At 65.6% G+C, this 25,178-nt stretch carries 25 protein-coding genes and 1 tRNA gene; 13 read left to right on the top strand and 13 right to left on the bottom strand.

The genetic code is table 11. The features are described 5' to 3' along the window. Positions 1 to 50: 50 nt before the first annotated feature. Positions 51 to 791, top strand: a complete 741-nt coding sequence (locus ACTIAO_RS07290) for a hypothetical protein (RefSeq protein WP_441905620.1) — start codon at positions 51 to 53, stop codon at positions 789 to 791. Positions 792 to 927: 136 nt separating this feature from the next. Here ACTIAO_RS07290 and ACTIAO_RS07285 read toward each other — a convergent pair. Then, positions 928 to 1,003 (bottom strand) — tRNA-Thr (locus tag ACTIAO_RS07285). Positions 1,004 to 1,060: 57 nt separating this feature from the next. Continuing rightward, positions 1,061 to 1,999 (bottom strand): DsbA family protein, encoded by a 939-nt coding sequence (locus ACTIAO_RS07280; protein WP_441905619.1) that lies wholly within the window; start codon positions 1,997 to 1,999, stop codon positions 1,061 to 1,063. Between the two features lie 231 nt (positions 2,000 to 2,230). Between ACTIAO_RS07280 and ACTIAO_RS07275 the strand changes: the two genes are divergently transcribed. Continuing rightward, positions 2,231 to 3,337 (top strand): ABC transporter ATP-binding protein, encoded by a 1,107-nt coding sequence (locus tag ACTIAO_RS07275; protein WP_441905618.1) that lies wholly within the window; start codon positions 2,231 to 2,233, stop codon positions 3,335 to 3,337. A gap of 82 nt (positions 3,338 to 3,419) precedes the next feature. Then, complete coding sequence (locus tag ACTIAO_RS07270) at positions 3,420 to 4,724, top strand: DUF4032 domain-containing protein (protein ID WP_441905617.1); 1,305 nt, start codon at positions 3,420 to 3,422, stop codon at positions 4,722 to 4,724. A gap of 1 nt (position 4,725) precedes the next feature. On the opposite strand, the gene ACTIAO_RS07265 is transcribed toward ACTIAO_RS07270, so the two are convergent. From ACTIAO_RS07265 to ACTIAO_RS07245, 5 genes are read right to left on the bottom strand one after another with little or no spacing between them, the layout of a single operon-like run. Next, positions 4,726 to 5,364 (bottom strand): NAD(P)-dependent oxidoreductase, encoded by a 639-nt coding sequence (locus ACTIAO_RS07265; RefSeq protein WP_441905616.1) that lies wholly within the window; start codon positions 5,362 to 5,364, stop codon positions 4,726 to 4,728. After that, positions 5,361 to 6,377, bottom strand: a complete 1,017-nt coding sequence (gene rlmB, locus ACTIAO_RS07260) for a 23S rRNA (guanosine(2251)-2'-O)-methyltransferase RlmB (protein ID WP_441905615.1) — start codon at positions 6,375 to 6,377, stop codon at positions 5,361 to 5,363. Before rlmB ends, ACTIAO_RS07265 begins: the two co-directional genes overlap by 4 nt. After that, positions 6,370 to 7,770, bottom strand: coding sequence for a cysteine--tRNA ligase (gene cysS, locus ACTIAO_RS07255; protein ID WP_441905614.1), 1,401 nt, complete (start codon positions 7,768 to 7,770; stop codon positions 6,370 to 6,372). Before cysS ends, rlmB begins: the two co-directional genes overlap by 8 nt. Next, entirely contained in the window at positions 7,767 to 8,969 is a 1,203-nt protein-coding gene (gene ispD / locus ACTIAO_RS07250; protein WP_441905613.1) for a 2-C-methyl-D-erythritol 4-phosphate cytidylyltransferase, read from the bottom strand. Before ispD ends, cysS begins: the two co-directional genes overlap by 4 nt. 30 nt (positions 8,970 to 8,999) lie before the next feature. Then, entirely contained in the window at positions 9,000 to 9,482 is a 483-nt protein-coding gene (locus tag ACTIAO_RS07245) for a CarD family transcriptional regulator (protein WP_441905612.1), read from the bottom strand. A gap of 131 nt (positions 9,483 to 9,613) precedes the next feature. Here ACTIAO_RS07245 and ACTIAO_RS07240 point away from each other — a divergent pair, with 131 nt between their 5' ends. Further along, complete coding sequence (locus tag ACTIAO_RS07240; protein ID WP_441905611.1) at positions 9,614 to 10,105, top strand: DNA modification methylase; 492 nt, start codon at positions 9,614 to 9,616, stop codon at positions 10,103 to 10,105. 18 nt (positions 10,106 to 10,123) lie between these two features. On the opposite strand, the gene ACTIAO_RS07235 is transcribed toward ACTIAO_RS07240, so the two are convergent. Then, positions 10,124 to 10,807 (bottom strand): response regulator, encoded by a 684-nt coding sequence (locus tag ACTIAO_RS07235; protein ID WP_441905610.1) that lies wholly within the window; start codon positions 10,805 to 10,807, stop codon positions 10,124 to 10,126. After that, positions 10,804 to 12,027 (bottom strand): sensor histidine kinase, encoded by a 1,224-nt coding sequence (locus ACTIAO_RS07230; protein WP_441905609.1) that lies wholly within the window; start codon positions 12,025 to 12,027, stop codon positions 10,804 to 10,806. The genes ACTIAO_RS07235 and ACTIAO_RS07230 overlap by 4 nt, the downstream gene beginning before the upstream one ends. A 197-nt stretch (positions 12,028 to 12,224) precedes the next feature. Between ACTIAO_RS07230 and phoU the strand changes: the two genes are divergently transcribed. After that, positions 12,225 to 12,947 carry a phosphate signaling complex protein PhoU gene (phoU, locus tag ACTIAO_RS07225; protein ID WP_441905608.1) on the top strand — a complete coding sequence of 241 codons (723 nt, stop codon included), beginning with the start codon at positions 12,225 to 12,227 and terminating at the stop codon, positions 12,945 to 12,947. Between the two features lie 77 nt (positions 12,948 to 13,024). On the opposite strand, the gene ACTIAO_RS07220 is transcribed toward phoU, so the two are convergent. Continuing rightward, positions 13,025 to 13,768, bottom strand: a complete 744-nt coding sequence (locus ACTIAO_RS07220) for a phosphoglyceromutase (protein ID WP_441905607.1) — start codon at positions 13,766 to 13,768, stop codon at positions 13,025 to 13,027. A gap of 33 nt (positions 13,769 to 13,801) precedes the next feature. Between ACTIAO_RS07220 and ACTIAO_RS07215 the strand changes: the two genes are divergently transcribed. After that, positions 13,802 to 14,623: a class I SAM-dependent methyltransferase gene (locus ACTIAO_RS07215; protein WP_441905606.1), complete on the top strand. Its 822-nt coding sequence runs from the start codon at positions 13,802 to 13,804 to the stop codon at positions 14,621 to 14,623. A gap of 2 nt (positions 14,624 to 14,625) precedes the next feature. On the opposite strand, the gene ygfZ is transcribed toward ACTIAO_RS07215, so the two are convergent. From ygfZ to ACTIAO_RS07200, 3 genes are all read right to left on the bottom strand, one after another. Then, complete coding sequence (gene ygfZ / locus ACTIAO_RS07210) at positions 14,626 to 15,747, bottom strand: CAF17-like 4Fe-4S cluster assembly/insertion protein YgfZ (protein WP_441905605.1); 1,122 nt, start codon at positions 15,745 to 15,747, stop codon at positions 14,626 to 14,628. A 2-nt stretch (positions 15,748 to 15,749) separates the two neighbouring features. Beyond that, the gene (locus tag ACTIAO_RS07205) at positions 15,750 to 16,352 is read right to left on the bottom strand and encodes an FABP family protein (protein WP_441905604.1); all 603 of its coding nucleotides are present in this window, start codon (positions 16,350 to 16,352) and stop codon (positions 15,750 to 15,752) included. Between the two features lie 157 nt (positions 16,353 to 16,509). Next, complete coding sequence (locus ACTIAO_RS07200; RefSeq protein WP_441905603.1) at positions 16,510 to 16,800, bottom strand: hypothetical protein; 291 nt, start codon at positions 16,798 to 16,800, stop codon at positions 16,510 to 16,512. A 138-nt stretch (positions 16,801 to 16,938) separates the two neighbouring features. Here ACTIAO_RS07200 and ACTIAO_RS07195 point away from each other — a divergent pair, with 138 nt between their 5' ends. The 7 genes from ACTIAO_RS07195 (at position 16,939) to pstB (ending at position 25,089) form a co-directional block, all read left to right on the top strand. Then, on the top strand, positions 16,939 to 17,622 hold the full coding sequence (locus tag ACTIAO_RS07195; protein ID WP_441905644.1) for a response regulator transcription factor: 684 nt from the start codon (positions 16,939 to 16,941) through the stop codon (positions 17,620 to 17,622). 54 nt (positions 17,623 to 17,676) lie between these two features. Continuing rightward, the gene (locus tag ACTIAO_RS07190) at positions 17,677 to 19,842 is read left to right on the top strand and encodes an RNA degradosome polyphosphate kinase (protein WP_441905602.1); all 2,166 of its coding nucleotides are present in this window, start codon (positions 17,677 to 17,679) and stop codon (positions 19,840 to 19,842) included. Further along, on the top strand, positions 19,839 to 20,855 hold the full coding sequence (locus ACTIAO_RS07185) for an NUDIX hydrolase (RefSeq protein ID WP_441905601.1): 1,017 nt from the start codon (positions 19,839 to 19,841) through the stop codon (positions 20,853 to 20,855). The genes ACTIAO_RS07190 and ACTIAO_RS07185 overlap by 4 nt, the downstream gene beginning before the upstream one ends. Before the next feature lie 131 nt (positions 20,856 to 20,986). Then, positions 20,987 to 22,096: a phosphate ABC transporter substrate-binding protein PstS gene (gene pstS, locus ACTIAO_RS07180; protein WP_441905600.1), complete on the top strand. Its 1,110-nt coding sequence runs from the start codon at positions 20,987 to 20,989 to the stop codon at positions 22,094 to 22,096. 132 nt (positions 22,097 to 22,228) lie between these two features. Then, positions 22,229 to 23,194, top strand: coding sequence for a phosphate ABC transporter permease subunit PstC (gene pstC, locus ACTIAO_RS07175; RefSeq protein ID WP_441905599.1), 966 nt, complete (start codon positions 22,229 to 22,231; stop codon positions 23,192 to 23,194). Position 23,195: 1 nt separating this feature from the next. After that, the gene (gene pstA, locus ACTIAO_RS07170) at positions 23,196 to 24,278 is read left to right on the top strand and encodes a phosphate ABC transporter permease PstA (RefSeq protein ID WP_441905598.1); all 1,083 of its coding nucleotides are present in this window, start codon (positions 23,196 to 23,198) and stop codon (positions 24,276 to 24,278) included. A 31-nt stretch (positions 24,279 to 24,309) separates the two neighbouring features. After that, positions 24,310 to 25,089, top strand: coding sequence for a phosphate ABC transporter ATP-binding protein PstB (pstB, locus tag ACTIAO_RS07165; protein ID WP_441905597.1), 780 nt, complete (start codon positions 24,310 to 24,312; stop codon positions 25,087 to 25,089). Positions 25,090 to 25,178: the final 89 nt, after the last annotated feature.

Genomic DNA, 25,178 nt, shown 5'->3' with positions numbered 1-25,178 from the left:
TTGCTTCCTACCTCTGGCATCTACTGGCGTTCGATGCCAAGCTGAGACGGATGAACCGCGCACAGAAGATCGCCACTGCCGTGTCCGTTCTCGTCGTCGCGGGCATCGTTGCCCTCGCCGCACCTCCGGTCGTCGCAGCGACATCGTGGGCCGCCGAGCGGTTCGCACCCGCCACCACTCCGGTCGCCACTCCGGTCACCGAGACCGAGGACCTGCCCGCCGATCTTCCAGACGGCTACGTCAGCGTCGGGAACGGCACCTTCATCCCCGCTGGTGGTCCCGGCGACTGCACCGCCTCAGCCTGGATTCACGTCGGCGGCATGAGTGCCAGCCTGGCCGGGGAACTCGTGGACCAGGGACCACGCGACCTCGCCGCGGGCACTGTTGGCCTGGACGACAAGGGCAACATCGTGACCTACACCGTCGCGCCCGGCGACGCGCCGTACGCGATCAGCGATCGATTCTGCATCGCGAACCCACTTTCGATCGCGCTCCTCAACCACACACGCACAATCCAACCCGGCCAAGTGCTGCTGCTCCGCCCTGACCCCGATGTTCCGTGGGTGCCGTTCTTCAACCCTGTTGATGCTCCCAGCGGGTTCCAGCAAATTCCATACCAGCAGGCGATCTACGCAATGGGCGTTGCGGCCGACGCGGACGACGTGGACGCTATGCGTGCGATCTGGGCCGATGGCCTGTCCGACATGTTCATCAATCCAGAGCACGTCAACGTGATCGCGGAGGCGCTCGACGTCGGCGACCTTGACGTGCTCCGTCAGATGTTCTCGTAACGCCACACGCGGGCACAGCACACGGCCCGCCGTCCGATCGGGACGGCTCATCCCACCGCGCACCCACTCCTGTGCCCGCAACGGGCGCATGGAGTAAATAGTCGCAGTTCTGGCTTCTGGCCCAGAATTTATTCCGTGGAGCCGACTACGGGATTCGAACCCGTGACATCCTGTTTACAAGACAGGTGCTCTACCAGCTGAGCTAAGTCGGCGAACGTCCTCCAGCTTAGTGATTCGCAAGGGCGTCTCGAAAACCGGAGGCGGCGAGACTACTTCGCAGCGGTCTCGGTCGGAGTTGGCGTCGGGCTGGCGGTGGCATCAGTGTCGCTCGCCACGGTCAGCACGAACTGCGAGAACTCGGCTGGGTCCTTGAGCGAGCCGACATAGACCTCGCCGTTGACCACGATCATCGGCGCACTCGTCAACGCGAGGTCATCCGTTCCCTCCAACGGGCCTTCCAGCGCGCGGGATGTCGCTTCCTTGGCCCAGGTGATGTAGTCGCCCTCCTCGATGCAGGAGCGGACTGCCTTAGGCGTGTTCACTCCGACAGCCACCGCAAGATCGGCGAGCTCGACGTCGGAGCGGCCGCTGCTGTCGACTTCCGGCTGATCCACGAGGAGCTCGTGGTTGTAGGCGTAGAACTGATCCGGTGAGAACGTGGCGACGCACGCTGCTGCGGCCGCAGCACGAAGCGAGTACTTGGTGCCGTTCGAGCTGGCGGTGAGCATCGAGACCGGGTGGTAGGTCACCTCGACAGCGCCTTCGCTGATCCATCCGGCGAGCTGGCGCGTGTTCGCACCCTCGAACTCGCCCGCGCCCGGCGACAGGTAGTCCACGTAGACATGCACGTCGACAGCTGGCGCGGTGGCCTCGGGCGTAGGCGTCGTGGTCTCCCCAGTGGCACCGGATTCTTCCGGCACGGGTGTCGAGGGGACCTCGGTCACGTCGGTGTTCGCGATGTTTCGCACGACGATGCCGTCGCCGTCCATACCGCGAGGCTCCAGCATGGGCTTGGCCACCGTCGATGTGACCGCGAGCGTCACTGCGGTGCCGATCGCTCCGACGGCGACGACAGCGACAGCGCCGACGATGATCCGTCGCATGATGCGCGCCCTGGACTGCTTGACGTGCAACTGCTGGGCCTTCTCCCGGACTGCCTCACGGGAAGTGCGAGGGTCAGGGACGTTCGGCGTTTCCTCGCTCGACATCGTTCCTCTTGAATCATTGTGTGGGGACGGGCTCCCCTTCGGCTGCTGACGCACGCATGGTTGCTGCAAGCGGGGCCGCGTTCGATGGTAGTCAGCCAGGCTGGGAATCACCCAGATGCCAGCATCCGTGACATACTGGACGCGGCCCGATGACGGGCCACGGTGGGCGAGATCCCACCGCATCCTCACAACGGATCGTCCGGCACGTACCTGCCGGTGAAGGAGAAAACAATGGCATCTGTAACGTTCGATGACGCTACGCGGCTGTATCCCGGCGGAACCCGCCCGGCCGTCGACAAGCTGAATCTCGAAGTCGCTGACGGTGAGTTCCTCGTCCTGGTCGGTCCTTCCGGCTGTGGAAAGTCCACGTCGCTGCGCATGCTCGCCGGCCTCGAAGAGGTCAACGAAGGCCGCATCATGATCGGTGACCGCGACGTGACCGACGTGCCGCCGAAGGACCGCGACATCGCAATGGTCTTCCAGAACTACGCGCTGTACCCGCACATGACGGTTGCCGAGAACATGGGCTTCGCCCTGAAGATCGCCGGCATCGGCAAGGAAGAGCGTGCCGCCCGCGTGCTCGAGGCTGCGAAGCTCCTCGACCTCGAGGAGTACCTGACCCGCAAGCCGAAGGCTCTCTCGGGTGGTCAGCGTCAGCGCGTCGCCATGGGCCGCGCGATCGTCCGCCAGCCGCAGGTGTTCCTCATGGACGAGCCGCTGTCGAACCTCGATGCCAAGCTCCGCGTGCAGACCCGTACGCAGATCGCCTCGCTCCAGCGTCGTCTCGGCGTCACCACGGTCTACGTCACCCACGACCAGACCGAGGCTCTGACGATGGGTGACCGCATCGCAGTCCTCAAGGACGGTCTGCTCCAGCAGGTCGGCTCCCCGCGCGACCTGTACGAGAAGCCCGAGAACGTCTTCGTCGCCGGCTTCATCGGCTCGCCGGCCATGAACCTCTTCTCGGCAGACCTCGCCGAGGGCGGCGTCCAGTTCGGAACCGAGGTCGTTGCACTCGACCGCGACACGGTCGGCCGGGCAAACGGCAGCCAGGTCACCGTCGGCGTGCGTCCGGAGGACATCGTCGTCGGCCCCGCCGATGGCAAGGGCCTCTCGGTCATGGTCGACCTCGTTGAGGAGCTCGGCGCTGACGGCTACCTCTACGGACACACCGACATCAACGGCAAGCGCACCGACCTCGTCGCCCGCGTCGACGGCCGCAACCACCCGGCTGCCGGCGAGACCGTCACGCTCGCCGCGAGCGTCGGCCACATCCACGCGTTCGACATCGAGTCGGGACTTCGCCTGAACGACAAGCCGGTCATCTCGGCTTCCTAGGTTCGATTCACGACACGGCGCGGGCTGACCTTCTGGGTCACCCGCGCTGCGTCGTTTCCGGAGATATCGCGTCAGGGGCAGCATGCAGGACTCACTTCGCATCACCGCCAGCAAGGTCGACCCCGAGCTGCTGGCGCTGCCCTGGTCGACACCATTGGCCAAGTGGCCGTCGGAGCGCATCGTGTCGCTCCCGAAGGGCCTGTCGCGGCACCTGGTGCGCTTCGCCGACCTGTCCGGCCGTGTCGTCGCTGTGAAGGAGACGACCGCTGAGATGGCCCAGCGCGAGTACGAACTGCTCGGCAGCCTCGGTCGCCTGGATGTGCCGTGCGTCGACCGCGTCGCGGTGATCGCCGGACGAACGGATGCCGATGGCAGTCCGCTGCCCGCCGTACTAGTGACGGCACACCTGCGTTTCTCCATGCCCTACCGCGCACTGTTCACGCGCGTCCTCCGTCCGGACACGGCCACCCGTCTCGTCGACGCACTCGCGCTGCTTCTCGTGCGACTGCACAACGTGGGCTTCTACTGGGGCGACGTATCTCTATCGAACACGCTGTTCCGCCGTGACGCCGGCGCCTTCGCCGCCTATCTGGTGGATGCTGAGACCGGTGAACTCCACGAGGAAGGCCTGACCGAGGGGCAGCGCCTCTACGACCTGGATCTCGCTCGCACGAACATCGCCGGAGAGATCATGGACCTCGCTGCCGGTGGGCGCCTCGAGCACGGCGTGGATGCCGTCGCCATCGCCGATGGCATCGTGTCGTCGTATCACTCGCTCTGGGCGGCTCTCACCGAGCAGGAATCGTTCTCTGCGAACGAGACCTGGCGCATCACCGAGCGCGTCGAGCAGTTGAACTCGCTCGGGTTCGACATCGATGAGATGTCGATGTCGACCACCGCCGACGGCACGGTGGTGCAGATCCAGCCGAAGGTCGTCGACGCAGGCCACCATCAGCGCCGACTCATCCGCCTCACCGGACTCGACGTCGAGGAGAACCAGGCGCGCAGGCTCCTGAACGATCTGGACGAGTTCCGTGCGCGGTCGAAGAAGGAGTGGTCCGACGAGGAGATGTATGCGCATGAGTGGCTCACACGCGTCTTCGAGCCGGTCGTGCGAGCGATCCCCTACGACCTGCGCGCGAAGCTCGAGCCCGCCGAGGTCTTCCACCAGGTGCTCGAGCACCGGTGGTACCTCTCGCAGGCGAACGACCGATCCATCCCGCTCGCCGAAGTCCTGACGTCCTACATCAACGACGTGCTGCGGCACCGTCGAGACGAGGCCACGATCATGGGTCCGCCCACCGAGACGATGTCACTCCCCGTGGTCACCGGCACGATGGCGGTGACCGACGAGGAGGATCAGGTCGACTGGCGCGACCTGGTGTGAACTAGTAGCCGACGGCGAAATTCTCGCGGTGGTGCTTGGGGTTCTCGATCTCGTCGATGAAGGCGACGCCGAGGTCGGCTCCCGAAATGAAGGACTCACCATTTTCGCCCGTGACCAGCACGGGACCACCGTCGCGGTACGTCCCGGTGCGCTCGCCCGGCGCCCAGTTGCCGAAGCCACCTGCCGGGTGGATGAAGAACCAGTCATTGCCATCGGCGGCGGCGCGCAGGTCTTCCAGCACGCCGATCGCCTCGAACGCCTCGGGTTTGAACTCCTCCGGGAAATCCGTGTCGATCAAGCGCGCACCACCGGGAGCTACGAGGCTGCCACCGGCACCGCCGACGACGCCGAGCCGCACGTTGTCCGGAAGCGCCGCATACAGCTCAGCCGTCGCAGGACGGACCTTGCCGACCATGTCACCGCGCGGGGACAGCGCCTGGATGACGACGTCCGCCTCCTGGATCTGCTCGAGCAGGCTCGGGACGTCGAGGATGTTTCCTTCCACGTAGATCGCGCCCTCGACGCGCTCCGTCGGAATGGAGCGTGCGATCGAGATCGCCGAATGGCCGCGCGCCACCGCTTCTTCGATGATGTGCGATCCGGCGTAGCCGGTTCCTCCGATGACCGCTATGCGGCTCATGCCTGGCTCCTCACTGTGGCGATCTGGTAGAGCGCGACGGATGCCGCGATCCCGGCGTTGAGCGATTCCGTGGCTGCGGAGATCGGGATCGAGATGATCTGGTCGCAGTTCTCCGTCACGAGGCGCGAGAGGCCCTTGCCCTCCGAACCGACGACGACCACGACAGGGCGATCGGCCAGAGAGAGGTCAGGCAGGAGGACATCGCCGCCACCATCGAGGCCGATCACGAACACGCCCTGCTTCTTGAACTCTTTCAGCTGCGTGGTGAGGTTCGTGGCCATTGCGACCGGCAGGCGTGCGGCAGCTCCCGCACTGGTCTTCCAGGCCGCGGAGTTCACACCCGCCGAACGGCGCTGCGGCACGATGATGCCGTGCCCGCCGAAAGCGGCCGTCGAGCGGATGATCGCACCGAGGTTGCGGGGATCCGTGATGCCGTCGAGTGCCACGAACAGCGGAACTTCGCCGCGATCGATCACTTTCTCCAGCAGATCCTGCGGGTGAGCGTACTCATAGGGCGGCACCTTGAGGGCTACCCCCTGATGCACTCCGTCGAATCCGGCCATCCGGTCAAGTTCCTGACGGGTGACCTCGAGCACCGGGATGCCGCGGTGCGTCGCGATCGACAGCATCTCCTTGACACGGTCATCCATCTCGACCCGCTGCGCGATGTAGAACGCCGTCGCGGGAATCTTGGCACGCAGCGCCTCAAGCACGGAGTTGCGACCGGTCACGTTCTCCGTGTCGTCGCCGGCCTTCGACTTGGGCGAGCGGTTCGGATTGCTGCCTCCGCTGCGGCCCCCGCTGTTGGAACTTCCCGACGGACGGCCCTTGCCGCCGGCTGCCGCATAGCGCTCGTTCGCGGCCTTGCGCTTGCCGGCGACGTGCCAGGCGCGGTCTTCTGCCTTCGGCGTCGGCCCGCGGCCCTCGAGCGACTTGCGTCCGAGCCCTCCGGTGCCCTTGAGTGCGCCCTTCTTCTTGTTGCTGCCCGCTCCGGGGCGTCCTGGCTTAGCCATCAATACTCCAATGAGTTCCGGCCGGAGTATCCTCCAGCGTGATTCCTGCGGCAGCGATCGCGTCGCGGATGCGATCCGCTGCTGCCCAGTCCTTGTCTGCGCGCGCCTGGGCGCGCTGCGTGATCATCGTCTGCACGAGAGCATCCAGAGCGGATGCTTCGGCGGCACTCCCCTGGGCGCTCCACTGCGCATCCCGTGGGTCGATCCCGAGAATTCGTGTCATCGCCTCGACCGCGTGCAGTTCACGCGCCGCGTCGGCATAGTCCTCGGCATCCAAGGCCGCATTTCCCCGGCGAACGCTCTCATGAAGCGCGGCCAGCGCCTGCGGCACTCCGAGATCGTCGTCCATCGCGCGTTCGAACTCGGCCGGGAGGTTCTCGGGCGCCTCAGCTTCCGTGACACGCTCCGCACGCTCGATGAACGTGCGCACCCGCGCGAGGGCGGACTCGGCCTCGGCGTACGACGAATCTGTCAGATCGAGACTCGACCGGTAGTGGGCAGCGGCGAGCGCATAGCGCACGACCAGCGGATCGTGCTCTGCGAGCACATCGGCGGCGAGGGTGAAGTTGCCGAGCGACTTCGACATCTTCTGTCCGTCGACGGTCACCAGCCCGTTGTGCACCCAGTAGCGCGCGAATCCGTCACCGGCAGCGGTCGACTGCGCGAGCTCGTTCTCGTGGTGCGGGAAACGCAGGTCGAGCCCTCCGCCGTGGATATCGAACTCGGCGCCGAGGTAGCGCCGCGACATCGCCGAGCATTCGATGTGCCACCCGGGGCGTCCTGACCCCCACGGCGACTCCCACGCGGCATCCGCGGGCTCGCCCGCCTTCGTACCTTTCCAGAGGGCGAAGTCCTGTGGGTTGCGCTTGCCGCGACCATCGGCATCCTCTGCCGCCTCCATGGCATCGAGCGACTGGCGCGTCAGCGCACCGTACTCGGGCCAGGAGCGCACGTCGAAGTACACATCTCCCGAAGCATCCGGAGCAGGGTACGCATTCCCTCGCTCGATCAGGATCTGGATGAGTTCCTGCATCTGCGGGATGGATGCTGTCGCACGCGGCTCGTAGGTCGGCGGCAGGATTCCTATCCCTGCATACGCTGCGGTGAATTCCTGTTCCATGCGGTACGCCAGAGCCCACCACGGCTCGGCGTCTGTCGCATTCGTTAGCACCTTGTCGTCGATATCGGTGACGTTGCGCACGAAGGTGACTCGTCCATAGCGGTAGCTGAGCCAGCGGCGCAGGATGTCGAAGCTCAGCGCGGCGCGAACATGCCCGATATGAGGGCCCGACTGCACGGTGGGTCCGCACACGTACATCGTGATGTTCTCGGGATCGAGAGGCACGAAGTCGCGCAACTGCTGCGCACGGGTGTCATGGAGGCGGAGTGTCACCGCTCTAGCGTACCGGGCACGACCAGCGCGACAGCTGTGACCGCGGCGCCTTCTGTTCGTCCGGTGAAGCCGAGTCCGTCGGTCGTCGTTGCCGAGATCGACACCGTTGCGCCCCCGAGTGCATGGGAGAGCGCAGCCTCGGCTTCTGCCCTGCGTACGCTGAAGCGTGGCCGGTTGGCCTGCAGCTGCACCGACACGTTGCCGATCAGGAATCCCGCTTCGGCGAGGATCTGACGGGTGCGTGCGAGGAAGACGTCGCCGTGCGCTCCGGCGAACTCCGGGTGCGACGTTCCGAAGTGCTCGCCGATGTCGCCGAGTCCTGCAGCCCCCAATAGGGCATCGACGATCGCGTGGGCGACGGCATCGCCGTCGGAATGCCCGGACAGCGCAGGCTCCCCTGGCCACTCCAGCCCTGCCAGCCACAGGTTTCCGTCGCCTCCGTACGCGTGCACGTCGGTGCCGATGCCGACTCGCGGGACGGATGCCAGCGCACGTGCGGCAGGGGGTGCGAGAAGCTGACGAGCGCGATCGAGATCCGACGGCGTCGTGATCTTGAACGCGCGCTCGGAGCCACTGATGCGCCTGACCGGATGCCCCGCGGCCGCGAACAGCGCGGCATCATCGGTGTACTCCGTCCCGGCCTCCAGGGCCGCGGCATACGCCTCTTCGAGGAGCACGCGCGGAAAGCCCTGCGGAGTCTGAGCAGCGACGAGCGAGTCGCGATCGACCGCTTCCACGACGTCATCTCCCGCGACGCGTTTGAGCGTGTTGACCACGGGCAGAGCGGGAATCACGCCGCTGGCGGGTGTGACGGCGGTTGCGACCGCATCGATCTGGGTCGGCGGAGTCAGAGCGCGGGCAGCATCGTGCACGAGGACCGTGGTGATATCGCCCCAGAGCGCGCGGAGTCCGGCAGCCACGGACTGCTGCCTGGTCTCGCCCCCGATGACGACTCGGCCGAAGTCCTGGCGATCTCCGGCAGCCGCACGCAGCTCGGCTTCGGCATCCCCCTCGAGCCCCGCGGGCGCGACGACGATGACCTGAGCCGGGGACGCCGCGAAGACGCCGTCAAGCGCATGGCGCAGGACAGACCGCTCGCCGATGCCCACGAAGGCCTTGGGAGCCGAAGCTCCCAAGCGCGTTCCAGAACCGGCCGCGACGACGATGATCGCCGTGGTCGGCACAGGGATGACAGTCACACTCTCACTTTAGCGAGAGAGAAGCATCATTCAGGAGGCGAGAACCTCATCGAGCAGCGTGCCAGCCTTGTCTTCATCGCACTTCTCAGCGAGCGCGAGCTCGGAGATAAGGATCTGACGAGCCTTGGCGAGCATGCGCTTCTCACCGGCGGAAAGCCCGCGGTCCTGATCGCGACGCCACAGGTCGCGAACGACCTCGCTGACCTTGATGACATCGCCGGAGGCGAGCTTCTCGAGGTTCGCCTTGTAACGACGTGACCAGTTGGTGGGCTCCTCGGTGAACGGCGCGCGCAACACCTCGAACACCTGGTCGAGGCCCTCCTGTCCGATGACATCGCGGACGCCGACAAGGTCGACGTTCTCAGCGGGCACCTCGATGATCAAGTCACCCTGGGTGACGTTGAGCTTCAGGTATTTCTTGGTCTCGCCCTTTATGACGCGATCCTTGACCTCGATGATCTTCGCAGCACCATGGTGCGGATAGACGACCGTTTCGCCAACCTCAAAAAGCATAAAATCGTGTCCTTTCGGCAACCTCCAGAATACCACAGGCGACATGCGCTAAGGTTTGCCCCCGCATGTCCCTGCAGGCGTGGTCGATACCCATAGAATGGGAAAGACATCCCACAGCTCCAGGAGGACTCGTGAAATCGCGCCTTGTAGCGTCAGCCGCCGTCAGCGCCCTCGTCCTGCTCGGGACGACCGGGTGCACGTTCCTCACGCCGCAGGCGACGTCGATCGATCCCTACAACGTGTCGGATGGCGTGAACGTCCCCGACTCCGAGGGTCCGTTGGACATTCGCAACGCCATGGTCATCGCGACCGAAGACGGCTCGACCGGCAACCTGATCGCCGCTGTCGTCAACGCCACGAGCAACGCCGAGACCCTCATCATCGAGATCGAAGGACTCGAGCCTCTGAGGCTCCACGTCGGCGCCGGTGACACCGTCAGCCTCGGGGCGAACGCCGAGCCGCTACGCATCGACGACTTCGACACGATGCCGGGCGCCACCGTCGAAATGTACTTCCAGTCCGGTGACGCAACCGGTGCCACCGCCGAGATCCCCGTCCTCGACGGCACGCTGCCCGAGTACTCCGACCTCGTTCCGGCAGAGCAGGCTCCCGTCGCCGAATAGGGCGCCGGGCTTACCGTCTCAGCCCGCGAAGCGGTAGCCGAGCCCCCGCACGGTGACGAGCATGCTCGGCTCGCCGGGGTTCTCCTCGATACGGGAGCGGATGCGCTTGATGTGGACATCGAGCGTCTTCGTGTCGCCGAAGTAGTCACTCCCCCACACCCGGTCGATGAGCTGCCCCCGGGTGAGCACTCGTCCGGAGTTGCGCATGAGCAGCTCGAGAAGCTCGAACTCCTTCAGCGGCATGTTGATCTCCGATCCGGCAACCGACACGGTGTGCCGATCGATGTCGAGCGAGACCCGACCGCCCTCGAGCACGCGCTCCTCGAGGTCATCGTCGGTCTGCGCGACTCTCCGCAGCAGGGCCCGCATCCTCGCCAGCAGTTCACGTGAGGAGTACGGCTTGGTGATGTAGTCGTCGGCACCCAGCTCGAGCCCCACCACGATGTCGACCTCGGAGTCCTTCGCCGTGACCATGATGATCGGCACCGTCGAGGTGGAGCGGACCTGTCGGCATACCTCGGTGCCGGGCATCCCCGGCAGCATGAGATCGAGCAGGATGATATCGGCGCCCCGTTCGCGGAACGCCGTCAGGGCCGCTGGCCCATCCTCGGCGATCTCGACCTCGAATCCCTCGCGGCGGAGAAGGTATGCGAGCGGGTCGGCGAGGTCTGGCTCATCCTCGACGAGAAGGATACGGGTCATGCGTGCTCTCCCTTTCGGACGTGCTCGGTGTTTGCTCCTTTGGAGTCCTTCCGAGCGCGCTTCTTCTTGGACTTCTTACGAGGCTCTTCTTTCGCGGGGGCTTCGATCCACGGCAGCACGATCGTGAACGTCGACCCGCGCCCTGGGCGCGACCACACACGAACCTCTCCCCCGTGCCGCTGGATGGCGTGCTTGACGATCGAGAGTCCGAGTCCGGTGCCGCCTGTGCGCCGGGAACGCGCTTCATCGGCGCGGTAGAAGCGCTCGAAAATACGCTCACGATCGGTTTCGCTGATCCCTATCCCCTGGTCGGACACGGCGATCTGCACCGTCTCATCATCGATCTTCACACCGACGCCGATGTGCGAGCCCTTCGGTGAATACACGATCGCATTGGCGATGAGATTACTGACCGCCTCGACGAGGATCTGCGCATCGCCGTAGACGAACACCCCCCGATCGCCTCCTCGAGTGAGTTCGAGGCTTGCCGAATCCGCCTGAACGGCATGCGCCTCCAGCGATGCTGCGACCACCTCGTCCACGGACACGGGATCGAAGTCGGCGACACCGTCAGCTGCCTGCAGTCGCGACAGGCTCATGATGCGACCGGTGAGCTGCGCGAGCCGGGTTGCCTCCGCGGAGATGCGCGCCGCGAAGACGCGTACCTGCGCGGGATCGTCCGAAGCCGACTCGATCGCCTCTGCGAGCAGGGTCACCGCGCCCACGGGCGTCTTCAGCTCATGACTCGTGTTCGCCACGAAGTCGCGGCGGACCTGATCGAGCCGCTCCTGCTCGGTGACGTCTCTGATGATCATCAGAATCAACTGCGCGCCCAAAACGCTCGCGCGTGCCGAGACCAGCCGCGGATCCAGGCCTCCGCGCGAGCGCGTGAGACGCATCGACTCCGTTGTGGATACCCCGCTCGAACGAACCGTGCGCACGAGCTGGCGCAGTTCCGAATTCTCCAACGTCGCACCGATGTTGATCCCCAGACGGGTGGCCGCGTGGGAGACAGCGAGCACGAGCCCGGACGCATCGAGTACGCATGCCGCGTCATCCATGCTCTCCAAGACATCCAGCGTGCCCTGTGGCACAGCCGTGGATGTGGCCTCCACATTGCGGGCTCGGGAACGGTATGCCCACGCGAGGATCGCACACAGCCCGATACCGATCACCAGACCGACAGCGAGGGCGATGAGCGCGGTGGTCCCCTGGGTCATGTCTTCAGCGTAGGGCGCGTTCACCTCTGATTCAGCGCGCTTTCACATCAGAAGCCAAGATCGGGAACTACTATTCACGTACCGGGCACCGTTCGTTAACCTTCGGCGACCACAATCGCAGATGGCGCGCGAGCATTGTCGTGCCCTCACCGGTTGCATCGCACCGGTCGAGATTCGAACGAAAGGTTGCGCCAGTCATGCGCGAAGTCTTCCACCAGTCCCTCGAGGACATCCAGTCTCGACTCGTGGAGATCGCCGACCTCGTCACGCTCGCCATCGACAAGGCCACGCATGCCTTCGCGAACAGCGACGTCTCGCTGGCTGAAGAAGTCATCGCCGACGACGCGAAAATCGACGAACTCGCCGTCGCCCTGGACGAACTGGCCATCGAGGTCCTCGCTCGCCAGCAGCCCGTGGCACGGGACCTGCGCATCGTGGTGTTCGCGCTGCGGGTGAGCGCATCGCTGGAGCGCATGGGCGACATGGCCGAGCACATCGCGCAGCTCGCCCGTCTGCGGTTCCCCGAGCGCGCGATCCCCAAGGGACTCAAGGGCACCTTCTCGAAGATGGGCGAGCTCGACGTCGAGATCTCGCGCACACTGTCTGAGCTGCTGCGCACCCAGGACCTGCGTCTGGCCGATGAGATCCGTAATGCCGACGACGACGTGGACGAATTGCACGCCCGCGTGTTCGAGAAGGTCCTCAGCGACAACTGGAAGGGCGAGGCGACCGCAACAGTCGATGCGACTCTGGCGAGCCGCTACCACGAGCGCTTCGCCGATCACGCCGTCGCGATCGCCAAGAAGGTCGTCTACCTCGCCACGGGCGACTGGGCCGTCGAGGAGCACGACATTCCCCTCGCTGCCGAGGCTCACGCGAACTCGATCTTGAACGACGAGAAGTCAGCCGGCAAGGGCTGAGCTCCTTTTACGACTGAGACCCCGTCGCGCTGATGCCAGCGCGACGGGGTCTCAGTCGTAAACAGGTGTGGGTGGGACTACTTCTTGCCCTGTGACGCGACAGCGGCAGCACCGGCTGCGGCAGCAGCGGGGTCGAGGTAGCGCCCGGGGCCGGTGGGAACGTTGTTGTCGTCGAGCTCGTAGACCAGCGGGATGCCGGTGGGAATGTTGAGTTCGGCAATATCGGCATCGCTGATGCCATCGAGATGCTTGACCAGTCCGCGCAGCGAGTTGCCGTGTGCGGTGACGAGCACGGTCCGCCCTGCCTCGAGGTCGGGAACAATCGCCTCGTCCCAGTACGGGAGCAGTCGGTCGATGACGAGCTTCAGCGACTCGGTGCGCGGCACCTCTCCGTCGATGCCGGCGTAGCGCGGGTCGCCGACCTGGCTGAACTCGCTGTCGTCGTCGAGCACGGGCGGCGGCACGTCGAAGGAGCGGCGCCACAGCTGGAACTGCTCGGGCCCGAACTCCTCGAGCGTCTGCGCCTTGTCCTTGCCCTGCAGCGCACCGTAGTGGCGCTCGTTCAAACGCCAGGATCGCGTGACAGGAACCCAGAGCCGGTCTGCGGCATCCAGCGCGATGTTCGCCGTCTGGATGGCACGGCTGAGCAGCGAGGTGTGCAGCACGTCGGGCAGCAGGCCGGCCTCGGCCAGGAGCTCGCCGCCGCGGCGAGCTTCGTTCTTGCCCTGCTCGGTGAGGCGGACATCCACCCAACCGGTGAAGAGGTTCAATTCGTTCCACTCGCTCTGGCCGTGGCGGAGCAGGATGAGAGTGCGCGTCATGATTCCAGTCTAGAGCGATGCGAGAATGACCCCATGGCGTCTTCCCCTCTCGGCCGTCCCACTCGGGGCACGACGGGAACCAATCGACTCCGCCGAAACGACCGCTGGATCGCCGCGAGCACGGCCTTCAGGCAGGCATCCGACCCGCTCGTGGTCGACCTCGGATACGGAGCGAGCGGCGTCACTGCCTTCGAACTGGCGACACGGCTCACCAAAGTGCGCGCCGATGCGGAGGTGATCGGCTTCGAGCTCGATCCAGCCCGCGTGGCGACGGCGCGTGCTCAGCTCGAGGGGGTGCGCGCGGGCCTCACGAACTTCTCGCCCGATCTCCCGGTTTCCTTCTCCCGCGGCGGCTTCGAGGTGCCGCTGACCGGTGGACGCCGCCCGGCCGTGATCCGTGCGATGAACGTACTGCGGCAATACGACGAAGCGGACGTCCGGGACGCCTGGCGTTCGATGGCGGCCCGGCTGTCGCACGACGGGATGCTGTGCGAGGGCACCTGCGACGAGATCGGTCGCATCGCGAGCTGGATCGACATCTCCTCGACGGGCGAGCCGCTGCGCTTCACGATCTCGCTGCGGCTGGCCGAACTCGAGCATCCCGGTGTCGTCGCAGAACGACTGCCCAAGGCCCTGATCCACCGCAACGTTCCCGGCGAGCGCATCCACGATCTGCTCGTCGGACTGGACCGCGAGTGGGAGCGTGCGGCACCGCTGTCGACATTCGGTGCGACGCAGCGCTTCCTGGCGACGGCGACCGCGCTCAAGGAGCACGGCTGGCCGGTGCAAGGCGGCAGAGCCCGATGGAAGCTCGGCGAACTCACCGTCGATTGGGATGCGGTCGCACCGCGGTAGTGCTACGCCTTGCGCGGGTCCTGGCCCTCGGGCCTGCGGGACAGCCGAGTCAGCCGAGGGATGTCAGCGGTGGCACCGGCATCCGCCGGAACGATCACCTGCTGCGCGGCGGCGATCTCGACCCCAGCGGCCCTCACGACGAGATCGCCGGTCGGTGCTCGTCGCGAGAGGATGGCCAGCGCGATGGGTCCATCTTCGAAATGGCGGACAGCCGATGTGATGTGCCCGATCTCATCGTCGCCGGAGAATACTCCTGCGCCGTTCTCGGGCAGCACGTCAGCGCTTCCGTCGAGGTGCAGAGCTGCCAGACGGCGCGGTGGGTGCCCGAGGTTGTGCACCTTCGCGACCGTCTCCTGTCCCCGGTAGCATCCCTTGTTCAGATGCACGGCGCTGCGGATCCAGTCCGACTCGTGCGGCAGCGATCGCTCGTCGACCTCCGCTGTCCAGCGCGGCCGCCAGGCAGCCACACGCAGCGCCTCGGCCGCCATGAGGCCAGCAGCATCGAGGCTCGAGAGCGCGGATGCCGCGGCATCCGCTTCGACGATCGCAACGCGCCAGTGGTACTCGGCCGCGGGATGCGTCGCCACCTGCGAATACTGATGACCGCCCGACTGCACAGCCGACCACGGGTCGGACCAGACCAGGGAGACATCGTTCGGTGCTGCGGCGGCCGCTGCCATCGCGGCTTCTGCCGGCCCACCGGCGAAGAAGCCGAGCAGTTCGAGATCTGTACGGATCGTCACGGTCACCCGCGAACGGAACACCATGCGCTGCAGCCACGCGGCGAGCCCCTCGGCGTCCGGCGCGTCGGCGATCAACCAGGTCGTCGTTCCGTCATCGAAAACACCGGCCGCGTGCTCGACTCGTCCCTGCGGGTCGAGGATGAGCAGCTCCGTGCTCGTTCCCGGCCTCAGCTGCGCGAGCGCCTGCGAGGTGATGGAGTCCAGCCACGTGAGGCGGTCAACACCGTCGACTTCGACCACGCGCCGGTCGCCGAGCAGAGCCGCAGCCGTGCCCGCCGCGAGGCTCCGCTGTTCACGCATCGGATCACCGAAGTGGGCGACGGCCGCACCGTCCACGATGGCGCCGTCGCGCGCGGAGAGCGTATCGAGCAGAGTCGGCATGTTCACACCTTTGCGAGTCGAGCGGAGGCGTGCGAGGCCATTTCCGCACCGAGGGCTGCGATGTCCCAGGCCCACAGCAGATGCCCGTCGACGAGCCCGTACATGCGGGTGGCCGCGCCGTAGTCCTTGCCTCCGGCGCTGCGGACGATCGCGTCCGTTGCGATATCGACGCGCGGCCCGTTGATCTCACCCAGGTAGAGCTCGAGAGCACCATCGGAGTGCGCGATCGATACCTCGATCGGGAACCCGCCGGATGCTGCGCGCAGTTGCTCGACGTCGTCGACAGTGCGTGCGGTCGCCTTCTCGGTCGGCGGGAGCAGAGCGGGACCGGCATCCGCCGCCGTCGCCGGTCGGGACAGCCGCCAGAAACCCGTCTCGGCGACGAGGGGGACGGATGCTTCGCCATCGCCTGCGGCCATGATCGCCGTCGCTGAATAGTTCATGTGACCGGTGCCGTCGTGGCTGAAGCTCACGCGATGCGTGAACTCGCCCTGGAAGCGATGGTCGCCGGCGGTGTACTCGATGACACCGGTGCCCTCCCAGACCCCGATGAGCCAGCTCAGCGGGGCGAGATCGGCCGGAAGGTCAGTAGGAAGCTCGAGCATGGCTGCAGCAACAGCTCGGCTCAGCGCTGACCGCGGAACAGGTTGCGCAGCACGACGCCCGCCACGAAGACGATCGCGAGACTCGCAAGGCCGAGCAGACCGATGAAGAAGAGTTCGAGAGCGACGAGATCCATGCCCCCACTCTACCCCTGCGTGATCAGGCCGGGACCAGTGCTGCCAGAGCGAAGGCGGCCGAGACGACACCGAGCAGGAGCAGGGCACCGGTCGTGCTCACCGCGATGCGGAAGATGAACCCCTTTGTCTGGCCGTACCAGAGCTGCAGCACGAAGGAGAGCAGGACCGCCCCGCCGAAGCCCAGGAGCAGCCAGGTCACTCGCCATTCGTCCGGAACGAAGATGCCGATCGCGACGGCGGCGATGAGAGCTGCCGCCCAGACGATGATCACGCCGCCGAGGGCGTTTCGCGGTGCGAGGGCGGGTTCGGACATGTCTCCATTGTTACGCATCCGATGACGCGGTATCGAACGATTTCGTCAGGGAGGCCATCGCAATCGGTATCATTGCCCCACGGCGTCGTGCAGATCGCCGTTCAGGGCGACGGAATCGGCGCCCGAAAGGAACTGCGTGTGGCATCGATCCTGGTCCTGACCTCGACTCCTTCGGAGCAGGTTCTCGCCGCGCTGGAATTGCTCAGCCACCAGGTACGTCAGATCCCCGCAGAGCCTGCTCAGCTCGTCAGCGCTCCAGAGAGTGACATCGTCATCGTCGATGGCAGGACGAATCTCGCCGGCGCGAAGTCGCTGTGCAGACTTCTCCGCACCACGGGGCAGGAATCCCCGCTGATCCTCGTGGTCAGCGAGGGCGGGATGTCAGCCGTATCCGGCGAATGGCGCATCGACGACGTCCTGCTGGCAGATGCAGGTCCGGCCGAGACCGATGCTCGCATCCGACTCGCCATCGACCGAGCAGCCGTCACGGCGGAGCCGACCCGCGTACAGGCATCCGGAGTGAGCATCGACGAGCAGTCGTATTCTGCGAAACTGCGCGGAAAGCCTCTGGATCTCACGTATAAGGAATTCCAGCTGCTGCACTTTCTGGCAACGCATCCGTCTCGTGTCTTCACCCGCGAACAGCTGCTCAGTGAAGTATGGGGGTACGACTACTTCGGCGGCACCCGCACCGTCGACGTGCACGTACGGCGTTTGCGCGCCAAACTCGGCGATCAGGAACAGATCATCGGCACTGTCCGCAACGTCGGGTACCGCTTCAATGTCTACGACGACGAACAGATCGCGGCCGCCGAGCGCTGACCTGGCACGAAACCGTTCACGCACACGTCACTGAGCGGTGCGAAGATGTACTCCATGATCGATGCCGCAATCACCGATGCCGGGCTCGGCGACGCAGAGGACGATGACTTCGACGCCGTCGAAGCCCCGGATTCGCAGTTGCCCGACCACCGTTACCACGACCGTGAGATCAGCTGGCTGGCGTTCAACCAGCGCGTGCTGGAGCTCGCGGAGGATCCAACTCTTCCCGAGCTCGAACGCGCGAACTTCCTCGCGATCTTCGCCAGCAACCTCGACGAGTTCTTCATGGTGCGCGTTGCAGGTCTCAAACGCCGTATCGTCACGGGGCTGGCGGTCCCGACCAACGTCGGGCGGGCGCCGTCCGACGTGCTCGCCGACATCTCGAACGAAGCCCACGCCCTTCAGCTGCGCCACGCCAGGGCCTGGACCGAGCTGGTGCGCCCGGCGCTCGCCGACGCGGGAATCGAGATCACCGAGTGGGATCTGCTCACCGAAGCCGAGCAGGCGGCGCTGACCGAGTACTTCCAGGTGCACGTCTTCCCCGTCCTCATGCCGCTCGCTGTGGACCCGGCGCATCCGTTCCCCTACATTTCAGGGCTGTCGCTGAACCTGGCGATCCGCATCCGCAATGCGCGTACGGGACGGCAGGACTTCGCCCGGCTCAAGGTGCCGCCGATGCTGCCGCGCCTGGTCGAGGTGCCGCGCACGGGCGAGATCGCCCGCTACCTGCCGCTTGAGGATCTGATCTCCAACCACCTCGGTGATCTGTTCCCCGGGATGGAGGTCCTCGACCACCACGCCTTCCGTCTCACGCGGAACGAGGACGTCGAGATCGAAGAGGATGAGAGCGAGAACCTCATCCAGGCGCTCGAGGCCGAGCTGCTGCGCCGCCGCTTCGGTCCGCCGATTCGTCTCGAGATCGCGGACGACATGGACGATGTCACCCTCGATCTGCTGATCAAAGAGCTCGACATCACCGACCAGGAGGTGTACCGACTCCCGAGCCCGCTCGATCTGCGCGGCCTCTTCTCCCTGTCGCGAGTGGATCGCCCCGACCTGCGCTATCCGCCGCACGTGCCGACCACGCCCGTGGCGTTCCAGCCGACCGGATCCAGCTCGCGCGCCGATGTCTTCGCCGCCATCCGCAAGAACGATGTACTCGTGCACCACCCCTACGAGTCCTTCAACACCAGCGTCCAGGCCTTTCTCGAGCAGGCTGCGCGGGACCCGCACGTGCTCGCGATCAAGCAGACGCTGTACCGCACCTCCGGCGACAGCCCGGTCGTTCAGGCGCTGATCGACGCCGCTGAGTCGGGAAAGCAGGTACTCGCGCTCGTCGAGGTGAAAGCCCGCTTCGACGAGGCGAACAACATCGTGTGGGCGCGCAAACTGGAAAAGGCCGGCGTCCACGTCGTCTACGGTCTGGTGGGCTTGAAGACGCACTGCAAGCTCGCCCTCGTGATCCGTGAGGAAGAGGGCCAGCTGCGCCACTACTCGCACGTCGGCACCGGCAACTACAACCCGAAGACCAGCCGCATCTACGAAGACTTCGGGCTTTTCACCGCGGACGCGCAGGTCGGCAAGGATCTCACGCGGCTGTTCAACGAACTCTCCGGGTACGCGATCGAGAAGAAGTTCAAGAGACTGCTGGTCGCCCCGCTTCACCTGCGCAAGGGGTTGCTGCGGCTGATCGACGGCGAGCGCAAGAACGCCGTCGCCGGCAAGCCCGCGCACATCCGCATCAAGGTGAACTCGATGGTCGATGAGGAGATCATCGACGCGCTCTACCGGGCAAGTCAGGCAGGGGTCAAGGTCGATATCTGGGTGCGAGGCATCTGCAGCATCAAGGTCGACCTGCCCGGAACGAGTGACAACATCACCGTGCGCAGCATCCTGGGACGCTATCTCGAGCATTCCCGGATCTTCGCCTTCGAGAACGATGGCGAACCGCAAGTGCACATCGGCAGCGCCGACATGATGCACCGCAACCTCGACCGTCGCGTCGAAGCGCTGGTGCGCGTGACCGACCCGCGCCACGTCAAGGAGCTGCTCGACTTCTTCGACCTGGCCATGGACGATCGTACGAACTCCTGGCATCTCGCGGCCGACGGGGTGTGGGAGCGGCACTCTGTGGACGCGAACGGCAAGCCCCTGATTGATCTGCAGGATAAGACCATGAGCCAGATCCATCGCCGACGCAGGGTACGGTCAGTGCGATGACCCTTCGACAGGCTCAGGGAACGAATCGACAGGCTCAGGGAACGAATCGACAGGAGGCGGTCGAGGTCGTGCGCGATGACAAGGCGGTCTATGCCGCGGGCGCGGTCGTCTGGCGCCTGACCGCAGAGGGCAAGCTGCGCATCCTCCTGATTCACCGCACGAAGTATCACGACGTGACGCTGCCCAAGGGCAAGGTCGATCCCGGGGAGATGCTCGCGCAGACCGCCGTGCGCGAGGTTCGTGAAGAGACCGGCATCCGTGTGCATCTGGGTGTGCCCGTCGGAGTCAGCCGGTACTTCATGCGGCCCAAACGGCAGAAGGTCGTCCATTACTGGGCGGCAGAAGCCACCGACGAAGCCATCCGCAGGTCGGCGTTCGTCCCCAACCACGAGATCGCAGCTCTGGAGTGGGTGAGCCTGAAGCGGGCCAGAAAGAACCTGAGCTATCCGGTCGATCTCGAGATCCTCGACGAATTCGAGCGGCTCGTCGATGACGGTGTGCTGCGCACCTATCCCATCGCCGTCCTCCGACATGCGAAGGCACTGTCTCGCTCCGAGTGGGACGGGCCAGATGCTGGGCGCCCTCTCACCGAGCGCGGCCACCGGCAGTCCGAGGCGATCGTCGCGCCGTTGCGCGCCTTCGGTGTGCGCAGGATCGTGACGAGCGATGCCGTGCGCTGCGTGCAGACCGTGACCCCGCTCGCCAATGCGATCGAACGCACCCCGGTGATGACCGAGCTCATCAGCCAGGATGCTTGGGAGGACGGAGCCGCGGATCTGCGGAAAGTGGTGGGCAAGCGCGTCCGCTCCGGCAAGCCCGCCGTGATCTGCAGCCATGGTCCGGTGCTCCCCGGCATCCTCTCCGAACTCGCGCTCGCGACCGGGACGATGCACGGTTCCTATCTCGGGAGCGCGTCCGCGCTCGAAGTCGGTGCATTCTCCGTGGCGCACCTCTCGGCCACCAATCCCGGGTCGGGAATCATCTCGATCGAGACGCACGTACCGAAGATCTGACGGCTCCAAGAGGTCGACTCCCGTTCATCTGCCGTTCACCCGGGCGGGAGAGTCTCGTTAACCGCCGCGCTTAGCGTCACTGTGTGCCCTGCACCGGGCCTCAACCATCCACGATCGAACGGATCCCCACAGTGAAGATCTCCCGAATCGCACGTATCAGCGCCATCGGCGCTGTCGCAGCTCTTGCCCTGGCCGGTTGCGCCGCGAACGAAGCAGACGCCGGCAGCGGCGACCCGACCGAAGGATCGACGGGTTCCTCCATCTCCGGAATGGTCGAGGCCACCGGCGCCTCGTCGCAGGAGGCTGCCCAGCAGGCCTGGGTCGCAGCGTTCCAGACCGCGAACCCGGACGCCACGGTGAACTACACCTCCACCGGCTCGGGCACCGGCCGCGAGAACTTCCTCGCCGGCTCCTCGAACTTCATCGGCTCGGACCGCGCGTTCAACGCTGAAGAGATCGCCGCGGGCGGCTTCGGCTCCTGCGCCTCGGACGAGATCGTCGAGGTCCCGGTCTACATCTCCCCCGTTGCCGTCGCCTTCAACCTCGACGGCATCGACGAGCTGAACCTCGATGGCGCGACCATCGCGAGCATCTTCTCGGGCGCCATCACGAACTGGAACGACCCGGCCATCGCCGATCAGAACGACGGCGTCGAGCTCCCCGACCAGGCGATCGTTCCGGTGCACCGCGCCGACGCCTCGGGCACGCAGGAGACCTTCACCAGCTACCTCGAGGCCGTCGCTCCCGACGTGTGGACCGACGAGGCCAGCGACGAGTGGCCGCTGTCGACCGGTGAGGCAGCCGACGGCACCTCCGGCGTCGTCAACGCCATCACCAACGGCGTCGGCTACATCGGCTTCGCCGACGCCTCGCAGGCATCCGGCCTCGGCCAGGTCGCCATCGAGGTCGAGGGCGAGTACGTGCCGTATTCGGCAGAGGCAGCGTCGGCACTCGTCGCCGCATCCCCGCTCGAAGACGGCCGCTCGGACCACGACCTCGCGTTCGCGGTTGACCCGGCAGCTGCACCCGCCGGTTCCTACCCGATCGCACTCGTTTCGTACCTGATCGGCTGTGTCGAGTACGAAGACGCCGAGATCGCATCTCTCGTGAAGGCATACTTCGAGTACGTCGCATCGCCCGAGGGTCAGGATGTCGCCGCTGAGGCCGCGGGCAGCGCCCCGATCTCGGACGACCTCCGCACGAAGGTCACCGCGGCGATCGACGCGATCGTCACCGAATAGTCTGACCCCTCAGCTCCGGCTGAGAACGTAGCATCGCCCCCGTGGCGCTGATCGAAAGATCGGCTCAGCGCCGCGGGGGCACCCGCATGAGAATCCCGAAATTCCCGACGAGCACCCTGTGGAGCCGCTCAGATGACCACCACCACGACGGGCCCCGATACCCGTTCGCCCCGATCGCTCAGGGCGGTGACCCGTCCCGGCGACCGCATCTTCTCCGGAACTGCGCTCGGCGCCGGCATCATCATCCTCGTGACGCTGGCCGCCGTCGCCGTATTCCTGATCGTCCAGTCGATCCCCGCGTTCGCCCCGGACACCTCGGACAACCACATCCTCCAGGGGCAGTCGTTCATCTCCTGGGTCTGGCCGTTCGTGTTCGGCACGCTGTACGCGAGCGCTATCGCCCTGATCGTCGCCGCGCCGCTCGCGATCGGCATCGCACTTTTCATCTCGCACTACGCCCCGCGCAAGCTCGCCGGGCTCCTCGGCTACATCATCGACCTGCTGGCGGCCGTTCCCTCCGTTGTCTTCGGGCTCTGGGGGGCACTGACATTCGCCCCCATGCTCGTTCCGTTCTACAAGTGGCTGAACACGAACTTGGGATGGATCCCGATCTTCAGCGGCACGCCGTCCGGCACCGGAAAGACGATTCTCACCGCCTCGCTCGTCCTCGCCGTCATGATCCTGCCGATCATGACCGCCATCTGCCGTGAAGTGTTCCTGCAGACGCCGAAGCTGCACGAAGAGGCCGCCCTCGCCCTCGGAGCGACGCGGTGGGAAATGATCCGCATGGCGGTTCTGCCCTTTGCGCGCAGCGGCATGGTCTCGGGCGCCATGCTCGGTCTCGGACGGGCTCTGGGCGAGACGATGGCAGTGACGCTCGTGCTCTCACCGCTGGGCATCGTCACCTTCAATCTGCTCAACCCGGAGAACCCGACGACGATCCCCGCGATCATCGCCCTGCGGTTCCCGGAAGCCCACGACCAGGGAGTCAACACCCTGATCGCGGCCGGACTCATCCTGTTCATCGTGACATTCGCGGTCAACTTCCTCGCCCGCTGGATCGTCTCGCGTCGCGCCGAGTTCTCGGGAGCGAACTGACATGACCACCACTGCCATCGCACCGAGCACGCGCTCATACACTGCCGGCCACCTGCCCAAGGGGGCACCGTGGATCCTGCTGCTCGTCTCCCTCGCCATCTCTGCGACGATCTTCGCGTTCGCAAACAGCGGCGGAGACCCCGCCGACTTCAACATCGCGCTCACGGTTGTCGTGGGGATGCTGCTCTACATGGTGCTCATCTTGGTCATCTCCACAGTGGCCGAGAGCCGCCGTCATGCGATGGATCGGCTGATGACCGCGCTCGTGTCCACCGCGTTCGTGATCGCGCTGCTCCCGCTGATCTCGCTGCTGTACACCGTCGTTCTCAACGGCCTCGTGCGCTTCGATGCAGAGTTCTTCAGCTCCTCGATGCGCAACGTCGTCGGCGAGGGCGGTGGCGCCGTACACGCGCTGTGGGGCACGCTGCTCATCACCCTCGGCGCCACGATCATCTCCGTGCCGATCGGGCTCATGACCTCGATCTATCTCGTCGAGTACGGGCAGGGCAAGAAGCTGGCGCGCGGCATCACGTTCCTCGTGGATGTCATGACCGGCATCCCCTCGATCGTGGCCGGTCTGTTCATCTACTCCGTGTTCGCCCTCATCATGGGCCCCGGCACACGCTTGGGCATTATGGGCTCACTGTCGTTGGCCGTGCTGATGATTCCCGTCGTCGTGCGCGGCTCGGAAGAGCTTCTGCGCATCGTCCCCAATGAACTGCGCGAAGCGGCATATGCGCTCGGTGTTCCGAAGTGGCTGACGATCCTCAAAGTGGTGATGCCGACGGCGATCGCGGGAATCACCACAAGCATCATGCTCGCCATCGCCCGAGTGATCGGCGAGACCGCCCCGCTGCTGCTCACCGTCGGCATGGTGCAGAGCATGAACCTCAACATGTTCAGCGGGCAGATGGCCACGCTGCCCGTCTTCACGTACATGCAGGCCAAATACCCCGGCATCCCTGCTGAAGCATTCATCGACAGGGCGTGGGCGTCCGCACTCGCGCTCATCCTCATCGTCATGGTGCTCAACCTGCTCGCCCGAATCATCGCGAAGGTATTCGCGCCCAAGACCGGCCGCTGAGCGGCCCACCCGCCCCAGAAGAAGGAATCCCGTGTCCAAGAGCATTGAAGTCAGCGACCTCAACGTCTACTACAGCGACTTCCTCGCCGTCGAAGGCGTCAACATCGACATCAAGCCGAACACCGTCACCGCGTTCATCGGCCCCTCGGGCTGCGGAAAGTCGACGTTCCTGCGCACCCTCAACCGCATGCACGAGGTCATCCCGGGCGCTCGCGTGGAGGGCGAAGTGCTGATCGACGGCAAGAACCTCTACGGTCCCGGCATCGACCCTGTGCTCGTACGCCGCCAGGTCGGCATGGTGTTCCAGCGCCCGAACCCGTTCCCCACGATGTCGATCAAGGAGAACGTGCTCGCGGGAGTCAAGCTGAACAATTCGCGCATGCCCAAGAGCGATCAGGAGGCTCTCGTCGAGCAGTCGCTGCGCGGCGCGAACCTGTGGAACGAGGTCAAGGACCGCCTCGACAAGCCCGGTTCAGGGCTCTCCGGCGGTCAGCAGCAGCGTCTGTGCATCGCTCGCGCGATCGCCGTCTCGCCCGATGTCATCCTCATGGATGAGCCCTGCTCGGCGCTCGACCCGATCTCGACCTTCGCGATCGAGGAGCTCATCGCCGAGATCAAGACTCAGTACACGGTCGTGATCGTGACGCACAACATGCAGCAGGCATCGCGCGTCTCCGACCGCACGGCATTCTTCAACATCGCCGGCACCGGCAAGCCCGGCAAGCTCATCGAGTACGACGACACCGCCACGATCTTCACGACCCCGTCGGTGCAGGCCACCGAGGACTACGTGTCGGGTCGGTTCGGGTAGGGCGCCCTCTTCTTCGCATTCCCGGCCCGAATCCCAGACGCTCGGATGCCGCTGCGGCGTGTCCACGCTGAGACACGCCGAGACACGCC

The sequence above is a fragment of the Microbacterium sp. genome (assembly GCF_052099035.1).
Taxonomy (GTDB): domain Bacteria; phylum Actinomycetota; class Actinomycetes; order Actinomycetales; family Microbacteriaceae; genus Microbacterium.
Note: the sequence above shows the minus strand (reverse complement) of the source record. Positions and strands in the feature narration are given on the sequence as shown.